The 14,062-nt window shown below is 49.3% G+C and carries 12 protein-coding genes and 1 tRNA gene; 9 read left to right on the forward strand and 4 right to left on the reverse strand.

Annotation, left to right across the window (positions count from 1 at the left end):
• The first annotated feature begins 41 nt into the window (after positions 1 to 41).
• Positions 42 to 126, forward strand: a tRNA-Leu gene (locus FYJ62_RS09410).
• Positions 127 to 199: 73 nt separating this feature from the next.
• On the opposite strand, the gene FYJ62_RS09415 is transcribed toward FYJ62_RS09410, so the two are convergent.
• Positions 200 to 814, reverse strand: a complete 615-nt coding sequence (locus FYJ62_RS09415; RefSeq protein WP_154549429.1) for a DUF3862 domain-containing protein — start codon at positions 812 to 814, stop codon at positions 200 to 202.
• A gap of 448 nt (positions 815 to 1,262) precedes the next feature.
• Here FYJ62_RS09415 and FYJ62_RS09420 point away from each other — a divergent pair, with 448 nt between their 5' ends.
• Complete coding sequence (locus FYJ62_RS09420) at positions 1,263 to 3,017, forward strand: diguanylate cyclase domain-containing protein (protein WP_154549430.1); 1,755 nt, start codon at positions 1,263 to 1,265, stop codon at positions 3,015 to 3,017.
• 113 nt (positions 3,018 to 3,130) lie between these two features.
• On the opposite strand, the gene FYJ62_RS10675 is transcribed toward FYJ62_RS09420, so the two are convergent.
• Positions 3,131 to 5,080, reverse strand: a complete 1,950-nt coding sequence (locus tag FYJ62_RS10675) for an EAL domain-containing protein (protein WP_195837426.1) — start codon at positions 5,078 to 5,080, stop codon at positions 3,131 to 3,133.
• 275 nt (positions 5,081 to 5,355) lie between these two features.
• On the opposite strand from FYJ62_RS10675, the gene FYJ62_RS09430 reads away from it, so the two are divergent.
• The 7 genes from FYJ62_RS09430 (at position 5,356) to FYJ62_RS09460 (ending at position 11,897) form a co-directional block, all read left to right on the forward strand.
• Complete coding sequence (locus tag FYJ62_RS09430; RefSeq protein WP_154549431.1) at positions 5,356 to 6,246, forward strand: phosphate ABC transporter substrate-binding protein; 891 nt, start codon at positions 5,356 to 5,358, stop codon at positions 6,244 to 6,246.
• Between the two features lie 17 nt (positions 6,247 to 6,263).
• On the forward strand, positions 6,264 to 7,169 hold the full coding sequence (gene pstC, locus FYJ62_RS09435; protein ID WP_154549432.1) for a phosphate ABC transporter permease subunit PstC: 906 nt from the start codon (positions 6,264 to 6,266) through the stop codon (positions 7,167 to 7,169).
• Positions 7,170 to 7,173: 4 nt separating this feature from the next.
• Positions 7,174 to 8,049: a phosphate ABC transporter permease PstA gene (gene pstA, locus FYJ62_RS09440; RefSeq protein ID WP_154549433.1), complete on the forward strand. Its 876-nt coding sequence runs from the start codon at positions 7,174 to 7,176 to the stop codon at positions 8,047 to 8,049.
• Between the two features lie 3 nt (positions 8,050 to 8,052).
• Positions 8,053 to 8,820 (forward strand): phosphate ABC transporter ATP-binding protein PstB, encoded by a 768-nt coding sequence (pstB, locus tag FYJ62_RS09445; protein ID WP_154549434.1) that lies wholly within the window; start codon positions 8,053 to 8,055, stop codon positions 8,818 to 8,820.
• Positions 8,820 to 9,458 carry a phosphate signaling complex protein PhoU gene (gene phoU, locus FYJ62_RS09450; protein WP_154549435.1) on the forward strand — a complete coding sequence of 213 codons (639 nt, stop codon included), beginning with the start codon at positions 8,820 to 8,822 and terminating at the stop codon, positions 9,456 to 9,458. The genes pstB and phoU overlap by 1 nt, the downstream gene beginning before the upstream one ends.
• Before the next feature lie 121 nt (positions 9,459 to 9,579).
• Complete coding sequence (locus FYJ62_RS09455) at positions 9,580 to 10,260, forward strand: winged helix-turn-helix domain-containing protein (RefSeq protein ID WP_154549436.1); 681 nt, start codon at positions 9,580 to 9,582, stop codon at positions 10,258 to 10,260.
• Positions 10,260 to 11,897, forward strand: coding sequence for an ATP-binding protein (locus tag FYJ62_RS09460; RefSeq protein WP_154549437.1), 1,638 nt, complete (start codon positions 10,260 to 10,262; stop codon positions 11,895 to 11,897). The genes FYJ62_RS09455 and FYJ62_RS09460 overlap by 1 nt, the downstream gene beginning before the upstream one ends.
• A 154-nt stretch (positions 11,898 to 12,051) precedes the next feature.
• Here the strand turns inward: FYJ62_RS09460 and bsh are convergent, their stop codons facing one another.
• Both bsh and FYJ62_RS09470 read right to left on the reverse strand, forming a co-directional pair.
• A complete protein-coding gene (gene bsh, locus FYJ62_RS09465) occupies positions 12,052 to 13,026 on the reverse strand; it encodes a choloylglycine hydrolase (RefSeq protein WP_154549438.1) in 975 nt (324 codons plus the stop codon).
• A gap of 449 nt (positions 13,027 to 13,475) precedes the next feature.
• Positions 13,476 to 14,062, reverse strand: a 587-nt coding sequence (locus FYJ62_RS09470; protein ID WP_154549439.1) for an RNA-guided endonuclease InsQ/TnpB family protein, incomplete at its 5' end; no start/stop codon positions are given.

The raw sequence follows: 14,062 nt of genomic DNA on the forward strand, positions 1-14,062 counted from the left end.
GCCTTAAGCTTGGTAAGCCAAGCGAGCTGAAAAGTAAATATGGCGGTGTGGCGGAATTGGCAGACGCGTCAGACTCAAAATCTGGTGTCCATTACGGACGTATCGGTTCGACCCCGATCACCGCTATAAAGAAAAACGACTCTTTTAGAGTCGTTTTTTATTTTCGTTATTTTCTCTTTGAATTATGCTGTGTTGATCACTATTCCAGATGCGTCTGTGACTTGGCAACAACCTGGCTATTCTTCAGGATGAATAAGCACTTGGCCTCACCGCTGCCTTTCAGCTGCGAAGTGTAGCCCCAAGTCTCACTGACCTTGCCGTCCAGGCTGGTATAGGTGACGGTGTTGGGCTTGCCAAGCGTTTCGACTAGATCCTTGCTGCTTGTTCCTGTCGTCACTTTGGCATACCTTTCCCGATCGATGATGTGGGGGCGTCTGGTCCGCAGACCAGTGATAGTCTTTTGTACCGCGTGACCATGAAGAAAGTCGATTACGACGCAGGAGCCGATGTCGCTGCCGGCAACGTCGTTCCAAGTATAGGCATTGACTTGCTTATTAAGCACCAGGCGCTTGGTCTGGTAGTCTGCTTCTTTGCCAAAAAGCCGCTTAACTTCTTTGACTGAGCTGCCTTTGGCTGATGAAATCTTGATTTTCTTAAAATTGCGCAGGGTCACCCGGTTGTGCAGGCGAATTCCGTCTCTGTTGCGAGGCTCAGCCGGCTTAACGGGGGTGCTGCTGGCTGAAGCGGTGCAGGCAGCAAGCAACAAGGCACCACAAGCAATCAGTCCAGTTGCCAATAGTTTTAGCTTCTTCATGATCTTCCCTCCAGAGGCACTTATGCCAAAATCATAAATTATTATTCTATCCTGCCTCTATCTTAGCATGTTCAATTTAATTGATGCTTGCCAATCTTGCCAAAACTGGTCAATATTGAAATAAATTAGGAAAAAGTTCAAAAAAGAGCCAATTTTAGCAATTTAAGTAAAAGCCGTGAAGTCAAAAGCTGAGCAAAATAAGATAATGGCAATAATAGGCTGACGAACTAGTTATTGTCCTCTGGCTTTCTTTTGATATTTTGCCGTTTTGCAATATTTAAAGCAATTATCAAGCGCTTGTAATAATTCAAAATATATGGACTGGATAGACCCCTGCTAAGCCTTGTGAGATCAGCATTAGCAAAGGATTAGCACCGTTTTAAAACTTTTTGAAAGTGCTAGCAAAGGTCGTACAATCTTGCTAATATAATCAATTAGAGGAAATTATATGAACAAACAAAGTCACAAGCAGATACGACCAAATTATTTCACTTTTACAATAACTTTTGCCCTAGTCTTGGCCGCGACCTTATCCTTTTGCAAGGCCGGCTATGTGGCGATCAACCATGATGAACGCATGAAAGCGAGACTCACCGCGGAAAACTACGCCGCGCGCTTGAGCCAAGAAGTCAAAGAAGCCATCAGTCTTTCGGAGCATCTGGAATTCGTGGTCAAGATCAAGCATGGCCAGCAGCTGCAGATCAAGCAGATCGGTCCTGAGCTGATCAGGCAGCTGCCGTTCGCCAGTTCAGTCCAATTCGTGCCAAATAGCGTAGTCACGCAGATCTGTCCCTTGAAAGGAAATGAGAAGGGGCTGGTCGACCTGTGGCACGACAAAGATCGGGGACCTGTCGTGCGCTATGGTGCTAAGCATGATGTCGTGACCATTCAAGGACCATTTGAGCTCTTTCAGGGTGGCACCGGCATGGCTGTCCGCAACCCTGTCTTCTTAAAGCAGGGCGGCAAGCGGAAGCTTTGGGGCTTCACGATCGTGATCGTCAATACAGACCAGCTATTCAAAAAGTCCCGCACCTCCATGAGCAAGAATGGCTATGACTACCGCTTGACCAAGCAGCTGACTCCGTTGACCAAGAAGTACAGCGTGATTGCCAAGAGCAAGGGAAAATTGTCTAAGCCAGTCAAGATCACTTTCACCAGCGATGACAAGCAGGACAAATGGCAGCTGGAAGTAGCGCCGAAAGCCGGCTGGACTGCTGGCAAGAAAGTTTTTTGGATCCTGTCTTTCGTGATTGTTATTGAAGCCCTGTTTTTCATGCTCATCTGGAATTTCTTCAAGATCAAGGCTCTGCAGCTCGAAGCAACGATCGATCCCTTGACCAAGGTCTACAATCGTACCGGCTTTGAAGCGGCTCTGAAAAGCTGGATCAAGAAGCATCCAGACCAGCCTTTTACCCTCTTGATGATTGATGTCGACGATTTCAAATTCTTCAATGACTATTACGGACATCAGGTGGGTGATGAAGTATTGACGCGGATTGGAAATATGCTGGCGAGAAGTCAAAATTCTGGCCTGCTGGCCTGCCGCTATGGGGGAGACGAGTTCTGCGCGGCGATCTTGGGCAAGAGCGCGCAAGCAGCAGAGGCGACGATCAAGCAGATTCATGATTCTGGCCATGGTTTTAAATCCCGCGGAAAAAAGATCAGCTATTCGCTGTCAATCGGCTATGCGGACTATCCCTTGCTGGCCATGTCAATGACTGACTTGCTTGCTAAAGCAGATGAAGCCTTGTACGCGGTCAAGATGGATCACAAGGATGGCGTCAAGTGCTACGGCCAGGGGCAGCACCATGATATCCGGTCCCAGATTGGCTTTACGGTTCATGACCTGATCATGTCGACACCAACGCCTTTGATCGTCTTTGAAGCCAAGAAAGGTGGGAACACCTTGTTTGTCAATCAGTCTTGCATGCGTCTTTTGGGCTACCAGAATATCTGGCAGTTCTTTAACGTAATCAGGAGCAACCCCTTTGCCTTTATCTTAGAGGCAGACCTGCCTTGGGTTGTGGAATGGCTCAGGCTGTATATCGAAGATGGCCGCAAAAATGAGACCAGAGAGCTGCGTCTGCGGCTGATCACGGCTGAAGGGCAGCGGGCTAAGGTCAAGGCCCAGGCCAGAATGACGGACAGTCTCAAGTATGGCCAAGTCATGTATGTTTCCTTTGAAGACTGGCAACAGGCGTAAACAACAATAATCATAAGAATCAAAAAGGCTTCCAGAAGTTTTTTCACTTCTAGAAGCCTTTTTGATTCGTTAGACTTTTTCTCAGATATTGGCAATTATTTTGCATTCAGGGCTTACATCCGCTGGCCCAGCTTGGAATAAACTTCCTTGAGGGGAATCGGGGGACTGAAGAGAAAGCCTTGGGCGTAATCGCAGCCAGTTTCTTTCAGAAAGTCGAATTCTGCTTGAGTTTCTACCCCCTCGCAGACGGTTTGGATGCCCAGGCCTTTGGCCATCTCACAAACGGATTTGATGATTTCCTGGGAACGTTCATCGAAGTTGCGCAGGAAGATCATGTCGATCTTGATCACGTCAAAGTGATAGTCTTTGAGCACGTTCAGGCTGGAGTAGCCAGAGCCAAAGTCGTCCATCCAGACCTCATAGCCTAGCTCGTGGAACTTGTTGACGGCCCTGATCATGGCGTCTGAATTGTCATTTAAGGCACTCTCGGTGATTTCCACGTGCAGCTTGCTTCTGTCCAGTTGGTAGTCATTGACGATCTGCTCAATTGCCGAAAAAACATCAATCGTTTCCAGATCGGTTCTGGAGATGTTGAAGCTGATTGGAAAAATGTCCTTGCCTTTTTTGCGCAGTTCTTGGGTGTCTTTGCCGTAGCGCTCCAGGTTGTGCAAGTCGACCTTATAGATGGTCCGGTTTTCTTCCAAGACGGGGATAAACTTGTCAGGGGTCAGGAAGCCGTATTGCGGGTCGATCCAGCGCGACAAGGCTTCACATTCATGCAGCTTGCCGCTTTGAATGTCGATCACTGGCTGATAGTAGTTTTTAAGCCAGTCTGCTTTTGTTGCCTCGTCAATAGTATTTAAGACATGGACGCGGACTTCTTCAGCTTTGGCCAGCTCGCCGTCATAGATGCCCACCGTTTCCTTCTTCTTAAAAGGGGGCACGGCCCCGGCAGCCCGGTCGATCGTGTTTAACAGTTCAGTCGTTCGGTGAGCGTCATCTATCGAACTCTTGCTGGGCATCTGCGCGATGCCGACTTTGAAGCTCAGGGCTTCGCCAGTGCTGAAACTAGCCAGCTTGCGCGCGATCATGTCAAAACGGCGCGCGTCAAAGTCCTGGTTGATGCCGATAAAGTGGGTGCCGCCATAGCGGATCAGCAAAGTATTTGGAAAAGCCGCGGTCAGCATGTCCGCGGTTTCCTGCAGGATCTTGGTCCCAGCCTGGTAGCCATGTATCAGGTTGTAGTCGTGGAAATTGCTGATTGAAGTGTAAAAGACTTTAACCTTTCTTCCTTTAAGAAGGCCAGGGGCATTCGTCAACAAGTAAGCCAGTGACTTGACGCCTGTCAGCGAATCGTTGTCATGACCGCGCAGGTAGTTCTCGTAGCGGGTGATGCTGAAAATATTGAATTTCATGAAGACGGTGTACATCAAGAGCGTAACCAGCGCGATGAAGCCAAGAGCCAGGGAAATTGGGGTCGCTTCACTGTCAATAGCACCGTTAAGGAACATCCGCGGAAACTTCGCCATGGTGACGATTAAGTAAATGCACATCCAGGCAACTATTGGAAAGCGCAGGTCATTGGTCAAAACGGTCTGCTCGCTGGCCAGGTAGTCAATCTCATGATAGAACTCAAAATACAAGAAAAGGGTCAAGACGATAGTCCAGATCAGCCGCTGGAAAACCGTGTCAGCCAGCAGGGTGGCCAGCTGGGCGGCAACTACGAACTGGCCATAGCAGAAGACAGCGACAGGGTACTTCTTCCCAATCAGCTTCTGATAGACCGCTACCAAGGGAATCAGGGGGATGAAGACCGCCAGAATCGCAATGATGAAATCGCCCAGCTGGTTGAACCTGATTCGCGCGCTCAGCCAGTCATAAAGCAGAACGGTCAACAGTGTCGAAGTATTGAATGATAGCAAGAAGGCAAGGATATCCTTGCCAGCCCGCTTCTTTGGTGATTCCTGCTTGAAAAAGGTGGAATCCGTTGCAAACACAAAGAAAAGGGCTTGAAGCAGCAATGAGTTGTTGCGGGCAAAATAAGCTGCCAGCCAATTAAACATGATAACATAACTCCTATAATCTAACTCTGAAGATAATTTTAGCATAAATAATCGTCAGTGCTGGTGAAAGCGCATTAAAGTTGGTGTATTGGAAATCGCGTTGGTAAAGTTAATAAAAATGAGTTCATGCCCCTTGTAGGGCTTTGAAAATTATGCTAAGTACGAAAGACTATTAACAAAATATTGCTCTTTTACATCGATTTAACATTCCCTAGAGTATCGATTTAACTTCCCTCCGATAACATTAGGACAGTAGAAATAAGGAGGAAACTAACATGTCGAGCAAGAAAACTAAAGTAGTCGCAGTCGCTCTGGTTTTGTTAGCTATTGTTACAGGATGTGTGATTGGCAGTTCTAAAGCAGATACTAAGGGAGTATCCGGTACGGTCAACGCGGCAGGTTCTTCAGCCTTGCTGCCTCTCGTACAAAGCGCAGCAAAGCGCTTCATGGATGCCAACCCGAACTGCGTGGTAAACACCAACGGTGGTGGGTCCGGCCAGGGCCTGCAGCAAGTCTCAGACGGGACGATTGATATCGGTGACTCTGACCTGTTCGCTGATGAAAAGCTGGACAAGAAGTCAGCCGCTAAGCTGGTTGACCACCAAGTTGCCATTACGGCAATTGCACCAGTCATCAATAAGGATGCCGGGGTAAGCAACCTGACCACCAAGCAGCTGATCGATGTCTTCACTGGCAAGGTGACCAACTGGAAGCAAGTCGGCGGCAATGACCTGAAGATCGTTCTGGTCAGCCGGCCAGCTTCATCTGGTACTAGAGCAACTTTTGAGCAATACGCTTTAAAGGGCAAGGCCAGCCTTTCCAACGCGTCACTGGAAACTGACGACTCTGGTACTCTGATCCAAATGATTCAAAGCGTTGAAGGTTCAATTGGCTATGTTGCCCTGTCTTACCTGACTGGGAATCCAGAAGTTGGCGTCGTGTCAATCGACGGGACCAAGCCAAACCTGACCAATGTCTACAATGGCAAGTACAATGTGTGGAGCTATGAGCACATGTACACCAAGGGCCAGCCAAAGGGGGCGGCCAAGGCCTTCTTGAAGTCAATGATGAGCAAGTCATACGGCAAGAAGATTGAAGCCATGGGCTACGGCGTTGCCTACAAGCTGACCGACAAGGCCAAAGCTACACGCAAGGTCACCAAGTAGAAAGGAAGCATTGATTCATGGACAAAGTAGTTCAAAAAGCCATCGCCAACGACAAGCGCTGGCGGGCCCTGTATGTCTTCTGCGGCCTGCTGATCGTCGCTTTGACGCTGCTGATGGGGGCATTCCTCCTTTATCAAGGCAGTCAGACCTTTATTAAGGCCCACCACTCACTTTGGGAATTCTTGTTCACCAGTGAATGGGCTCCTAATGACAAGACTGGTCTTTTTGGCGGCAAGGTTGGTGCCGCGATCTACATCGTAGGGTCACTGGAAACCTGCTTGCTGGCTCTGATCATCTGCCTGCCATTCGCAATTGGCTCAGCAGTCTACATGACTGAAATTTCACCAAAGATCGGTGAAAAGTTCTTCCGGCCGGCTACTGAAATTTACGTAAGTATTCCATCTGTTGTTTATGGTTGGTTTGGGATGACCAAGATCGTGCCATTGATCAAGAAAATCTTCCATCCAGCCATGGGGGGCTTCTCAGTTCTGGCCGCCTCAATCGTTCTGGCAATCATGATTTTCCCAACGATTACCACGGTTTCAGCTGACGCGATCAAGTCCGTGCCTAAGAGCTACCGGGAGGGGGCTTACGGTTTGGGCGCGACGCGCTGGCAAACGATCGGCAAGGTCGTTCTTCCGGCAGCTTCCGGCGGGATCTTGACCGGGGTGATCCTGGGCTTGGCCCGGGCAATCGGTGAGGCGCTGGCTGTTGCCATGGTTATCGGTAAGACGCGGGCTTTTGCAACCAGCCTGCTGGCACCAACCAGCAACCTGACCAGTGAAATCGCGGCCGACATGGGCAACACCGCCCAAGGCGGCGAGTTTAACCTGGCCCTGTGGACCATGGCCTTGCTGTTGTTCATCATCTCAATCGTGTTGATTGTCTTGATCCACAAGCTTGCAAACAGAAAGGAAGATTAATAATATGAGCGGTGCTAAGAAAAAAGATCGCTTTATGACCGGGCTCTTCTATGTGATTGGCTGGATTATGCTGATCTTCCTGGTCTACTTGACCTGCACGATCCTGTTTGATGGGATCAAGGGCTTTAAGCCGGAATTCTTGGGGGTAGCCGGCAACGGGATCTTCAACCAATTTTTCAACACGATTTACCTGGTATTCTTGTCACTGCTGGTGTCAGTGCCAATTGGGATCGGGGCTGGCGTCTACTTGGCTGAATATGCCAAGAAGGGCAAGTTCCTGACCATGCTGGAAATTTGTATCGAATCACTTTCATCTCTTCCATCAATCGTAATCGGTTTGTTTGGCTACTTGGCCTTCATTCTGTGGACGGGGATGAGCTGGAACATTATCGCGGGTGCGTTGACGATCTCAATTCTGTCAATCCCATTGATTACTACTGAAACCAATGACGCCATTCAGGCTTTGCCAATCGAATACAAGGAAGGTTCCCTGGGCCTGGGCGCGACTAAGTCAGAAACCATCAGAAAAGTGCTGATTCCAGCAGCCATGCCGCAGATCTTGACTGGGGTCATCATGGCCGCCGGGCGTGGCTTTGGTGAAGCTGCTGCTCTGCTGTACACTTCTGGGCAGTCAACTTACGTCAACTGGCAAAACTTCTGGAAGGTTACCTCACCAACTTCACCGCTGAACCCATTTAGAGCCGGTGAAACTCTCTCACTGCACATCTGGGTAATGAGAACCGAAGGGGCCTTGAACAAAGATGCCACGCAAATTGCCAACTTTACTTCAGCAGTCCTGGTTCTGCTCGCCCTGCTCTTTACTTTGGTAACTCGCCACATCTCAGACAAAATGCGCAAGCGCAATAATGGAGGAAACTAAAAAATGGCTGAACAAGAAAAAGACAAGTTTACGATTGAAAAGCTCAATCTTTACTACAGTGACTTTCATGCTTTGCATGACGTCAACATGCACATCAAGAAGAATAAGATTACGGCTTTCATCGGACCTTCAGGGTGTGGTAAGTCAACCTTGCTTCGCTGCTTGAACAGAATGAACGACCTGGTCGAAGGCTGCCGCATTGAAGGCGGGGTTAAGCTTGACGGTGAAGACATCTACAAGGGCAGCATGGACGTGACTGTTTTGCGGCAAAGAGTCGGCATGGTCTTCCAGCGGCCAAACCCATTCCCAATGAGCGTCTACGACAATGTCGCTTATGGCCCGCGGATTCACGGGATTACCGACAAGAAGGAATTGGATGAAATCGTTGAAACTTCCTTAAAGCAAGCAGCTATTTGGGATGACTTGAAGGATCGGCTGAAGAAGTCAGCCTTGGGTCTGTCAGGCGGTCAGCAGCAAAGACTCTGCATCGCCCGGGCTTTGGCCGTAAAGCCAGAAGTCTTGCTGATGGACGAACCAACCTCAGCTTTGGACCCAATTTCTACCTCTAAGATTGAAGAACTGGCCATGCAGTTGAAGGAAAAGTACACGATTGTCATCGTTACCCACAACATGCAGCAAGCCGTACGTATTTCCGACCAAACTGGCTTCTTCCTTTTAGGGGATCTGGTTGAATTTGGCGACACTGACCAAATCTTCTCTATGCCTAAGGATGAACGCACTGAAAAGTACATTACGGGGAGGTTCGGATAATGAGAACTAGATTTGATGACGAGTTGGATGAATTGCACAAGGCGATGGTCGAAATTGGCCAATTGTGCAAGGACACCATCACGGAAACGACGGATACCTTGTTTACTGGGGATGCCCATGAAGCTAAGGATTCCATTAACTTGTACCACCGGATTCACAAGAATGAGCGGGAGATTGAGGACAGCTGCCTGCGCCTGTTGATGCAGCAGCAGCCGGTTGCGACCGACCTGCGGGTGATTTCCGCTTCATTGAAGGCTGTCTATGACTTGGAAAGAATTGGGGAAATCGCGGCTGACATCTCGGAAATGGTTATTAATGACCACATGTCAGTTGCCAATGACATGATCAACCTCAAGGAAATGTCGCAGACCGCGGCAGAAATGGTCAATGACTCCATTACGTCTTTGGTAAAGACCGACAAGGACTTGGCGGACACGGTCATTCGCCGCGATGACCAGGTTGATGGCCTTTTTGACCAAGCCAAGGAAACGCTGATCAAGAGCTTCAAAGAAAATGGCAATCCAGAATACTTGCTGAATCTCTTGATGGTTGCCAAGTACTTTGAAAAGATTGGCGACCACGCGGTCAACATTGCCCGCTGGGCCAAGTTCGTGGAGACTGGCAAGTCTGGCAGATAGATCAGGTCTGAGCCGCCAAATTTAACCTAGATTTTACAAACCTCTTAATTATCCGTCATAGTCAAAGCATAGGGACTAAACTATAATTAAACGTGACAGATAGATTAAGGGGTTTTTATTTATGTTAGAAATTTGGTGTGTTGAAGACGATGAGAGCATCCGTGAAATTGAAATGTATACTCTCCAGACGATGAATTTTAAGACACGGGGCTTTGAGGATGGGGAATCCTTCTTCAAGGCATTGAAAGAAAAGAAACCGGACTTGGTAATCTTGGACCTGATGCTGCCAGATGAAGACGGCAGCGACATTTTGCGCCGGATCCGCGGCAATTCCGCGACTAAGGAACTGCCAGTGATTATCGCCAGCGCGAAAACGGCGGAATATGACAAGGTCAAGAACCTGGATTCCGGTGCCGACGACTATCTGACCAAGCCATTCGGGATGATGGAAATGGTCTCACGGGTCAAGGCGGTTCTGAGAAGAACCCAGCGCCGCGAGGAAAAGGACAGAATCGAGAGAGATGGGATCAAGATCCTGCTCAAGCGCCATGAAGTCTTTGTTGATGGCGAGGAAATTGAGCTGACCTTGAAGGAATACGGCTTGCTGAAGCTCTTGATCACCCATCCAGAGACTGTCTTTTCCCGGGAGGAGATCATGGATCAGATCTGGGAAACCGGTTTTTACGGTGAAACCCGCACGGTGGACGTTCACGTAAGAACCTTGAGACAGAAATTGGGTAAGGCTGGCAAGCATATCGAGACGGTGCGGGGTGTCGGTTATCGCTACCATGAAGGGAATTAATGTTTAAAAGAATTTTTCGGGCGATCTTCGCGTCAACGACTCTGGTTCTGCTGGTGTCCGTTGCCTTAAGCGTATTGTCCTTGAGCATTGATTTTGACAATACTGAGGTTGGCACCTTGACTTCACAGGCTGATCTGGCCGCGGCTGGGGTCAATGCCGGCGGAGTCAAGTACTTGAAGGAACTGAAGGGAGAAAACTACCGGGTCACGTGGATTGCCAAGGATGGGAAAGTCCTCTTTGACAATGAAGAGAACCCCAAGAAGATGGGCAATCACTCCCACCGCAAGGAAGTGGCGGAGGCCATGAAGAAGGGGAAGGGCGAGAGCGAGCGCTTCAGCACCACGCTGTCGACCGTGACCCATTATTATGCCGAGCGCCTTAAGGATGGCAGCGTCATCCGCGTGGCGATGACGCGGAATACGATGCTGCTGGCCTTGCTGCACCTGATCTCTCCACTCTTGATCATCTTGCTCGGGGCCACGGCCATTTCCTGGCTCTTGGGCAAGAAAATCTCTAAGACGATCGTGGAGCCATTGAACAGCCTGGATCTGGACCACCCGCTGGAAAGCTCAAATTACGAGGAAATCAAGCCTTTGCTTACGCGACTTGACAGTCAGAACAAGCAGATCTCCGACCAGATGGAGCAGCTCCACCACCGCGAGAAGGAGTTCAAGACGGTCACGGATGCCATGCAGGAAGGGCTGATCCTGATTGACTTGGATGACAAGATTCTGCTGTCAAATCCTGCCGTAATGACCTTGCTGGACTTGGATGACAACTCCAAGCTGCCTGAAGACGTGAAAAAGATCGTCAACAAGAACAACCGGACTGAACATGCTGAAGGAATTATTAAGCGTCATGGCCGCAGCATCCAGGTCAGCGCCAGTCCAATTACCAGCCGGAAAGTCCTTAAGGGGACTTCAATCCTGGTCGTGGACGTGACTGAAGAATACCATGAAGCCCAGATCCGCCGTGAATTTACGGCGAATGTCTCCCACGAGTTGAAGACGCCGCTGCAGTCAATCATGGGCTCGGCAGAGCTGCTGGAAAACCACTTGGTCAAAGAAGAAGACAAGGACAAGTTCTACCAGAAGATCCATGCTTCATCCTCACAGCTGCTGACCTTGATTGATGACATCATCCGCTTGTCCCACCTTGATGAAATGCAACAGGTTGAAGAACGGCGGATCGACTTGAAAGGGCCGACTCAAGAGGCAATTGATGCCTTGCAGAGCTCCTTTGAGCGCCACAACGTGACGCTGGTGGCTAAGCTGGAGTCGGTTTACGTCACGGCCAACTTCCGCCTGCTGTATGAGATCGCTTATAACCTGATTGACAATGCCATTCGCTACAACAAGCCAGGCGGCCATGTCAAAGTGACGGTTGGCGAGCGGGACGGACACGCGGTCTTAGAGGTTGCGGACAATGGGATTGGCGTGCCCGCCGAAGCCCAGCAGCGGATCTTTGAGCGCTTCTACCGGGTTGACAAGAGCCACAGCCGCAAGACTGGCGGGACCGGTCTAGGCTTGTCGATCGTCAAGCACGCGACTGAGCAGTGCCATGGTACAATCAAGCTGTTCAGCGAATTGGGCAAGGGCTCGGTCTTTACGGCCACCTTCCCAATCACGCGCCAGTAGAGCATAAGAAAAGCCAAGCAAAATTGTTTTGCTTGGCTTTTTTGTTGCTGATTTTCTGCTGTTATACCGCTTCAATAACGTTGCTTATATTTGCTTGTCTAATCTGCTTGGCTAAACATGATTGCCATTTGCTACTGAAAACGGTTCGCGTAAATTAGTTGTCGTAGGAGACAGACAGCTTTTTGTTCAACTTATAGATCGACAGCTTGCCGCCATCCAGGTCAACCTTGTGCATGTCGATGGCGTGAATGTCTGAGTTGCCGTAGGTCGTGTAGTAGAAGATGCCCTTGTCCTGGTTCATGCAGGATGAGTAGATCGTGTATTCGTACTTGCCTGGGGTGACTTCGCACAAGCCCTTGACTTGCTCGACTGAGCCCAGGATCTTGAAGAACTGGTTGATTGAGCTGAGCTCATCGTCATCGCACATGCTGTTGTACTTGGTGAAGACGGCGCGGACGAAGCGGGACTTGCTGGACAAGTCGCCTGGCAGGCCTAAGCCGGCCATCCCGCGGGAGTACTCGTGCAGGCTGACCCCATTGCCAAACTTGTGCTCAAGCGGGTGGGCAGAGATGGCGTAGTAGTCATTCAAGTCGTACATTTGAATTGGGAATGGCGGGTTGTTGGTCATGACGCCAACCGGGTTGTCGTAGACATTCAAGCCTTCCTTGGTTGACTCAACGACGATGCTCTTTTCCTTGTCAGCGATGATCCAGTGCAGGGTAGCAGTTGGAAAATCAGCTGAGAAGACTTCAGCGGAAACGCTCACGTTTTCCAAAAGCTTCTTGGCTTCGTCAACGGTCTTGGCTTGTCCCAAGATGTAGGGAATCATCTCAAATGAAGCGATGTTGTTCTTGCCGTCAATGTCGGCGAAGTAGTGGGCGTTGTCTGGGAAGTTCAAGCCAGCCATGCCCAAGCCTGCCTCATTGATGGCGTCATAGTAGAGCGGATAGTCTTCAACGACGGTTGCCATCCCGATCATGGCGTAGTGGCTGCTTAAATCGTCCACCTTGCGCATTGGGAACTTGAAGTTCCGCGGGGTGATGGTCACCGTTTCGTTGTATGAGAAGTCCAGATCCAAATTGCGGCCAAAATAGTGGTCTTTAGTAGCAAAAGTAATTGCAGTACACATCTTATTAATAACCTCCCTAAAAGTAATACATTTGATGAATTCCTTTTCACTGACTATTGTAGTTCCTCAATATTGACTTGTTAAGCATAGTTTTTCTAAATTTTTTCTACGATCCATAAAAGATAATTAATAATTTGCCAAGGGATTGACGCGGCTGGCGAGAACTGCTACATTGACAGCAGATGACATGCTCCCCCGACCAAGGTCGGGGGTTTCTTTATAGGCTAGTGCTCACGCGCAGCCTACAGCTTCTGAGAACGACCAACTTATTCTTGCAAGCAGGATTGGCCGAAGCCAAGCCTGCTTTTTTACTGGTTCTGTCCAGCAAGCTGAACAGCAGTGCAAAAACAGAGGTCAGTCTATTTATCACGGAAGTGCCCCCTCCGACGATTCCGCCAAGCCGCATTCACTGCAGTTTGACGGTACGATTTTTTGCTTGCCCGGCGCTCTCAGAGCTGGGCAAGTCCTTTAAGCAAAATATTGATTGATGCATTGACGTCACGGTCATGGTGCGCCTTGCAAAATGGACAGTTCCATTCCCGCACTGACAGTGGCTTCTTGCCCGTATCCTTGCCGCATTTTGAGCAGATTCGGCTGGTGTATGCTGGATTGACCTTGATGAGGATCTTTCCGTACTTCTTGCACTTGTATTCCAGCATGTCACGAAATCTGCCCCAGCTTTGGCGCAGAATTGAGCGGGCAAGGTGGTGATTCTTCGTCATGTTCTTGATCTTGAAATCTTCAATGACGATGACGTCGTATTCCTTTACCAGCTGATCCGTGATCTTGTGCAGATAGTCATCGCGCTGATTCGTGATGCGGCTCATATAGCGGTTCTTGGCGACATTGGCTTTCTGCCAGTTGCGATAGTCAGACAGGCTTTTTGCGCCAAGAACCTTTTTGTTGGCGTCCTGCTGCGACTTAACCAAAGCCAAATGACGGCGCTTGGATGACTTGCTCTGCCAGATTTCTGCTTGTTTCTCGCAGTAATCTGATGAGAACTTGTCAAACTTTCTGCCGTCTGACAGGATGGCCA

Source organism: Lactobacillus porci (assembly GCF_009695985.1).
Classification (GTDB): Bacteria; Bacillota; Bacilli; order Lactobacillales; family Lactobacillaceae; genus Lactobacillus; species Lactobacillus absianus.